Genomic DNA, 219 nt, shown 5'->3' with positions numbered 1-219 from the left:
TGTGGGGGATCCCCCTCTCAGGGCCCCTACCTATCGTTGCCATGGTGTGCCGTTACCACACCATCTAGCTAATAGGACGCATACTCATCTCATACCGTAACCTTTAATCTATGTATCATGCAATACTAAGATGTTATGGGGTATTAATCTTCGTTTCCAAAGGCTATCCCCCAGTATGAGGCAGATTGTATACGCGTTACGCACCCGTGCGCCGGTCGT

The 219-nt window shown here is 49.3% G+C and carries 1 rRNA gene; it reads right to left on the bottom strand.

Features of this window, described 5'->3' with window-relative positions:
* Positions 1-219: ribosomal RNA gene (locus tag FUA24_RS00425) — 16S ribosomal RNA — on the bottom strand; the annotation flags it as partial.

The organism is Seonamhaeicola marinus (assembly GCF_008085455.1).
The sequence above is the reverse complement of the archived record's forward strand: the minus strand, read 5'-3'. Positions and strand labels throughout refer to the sequence as shown.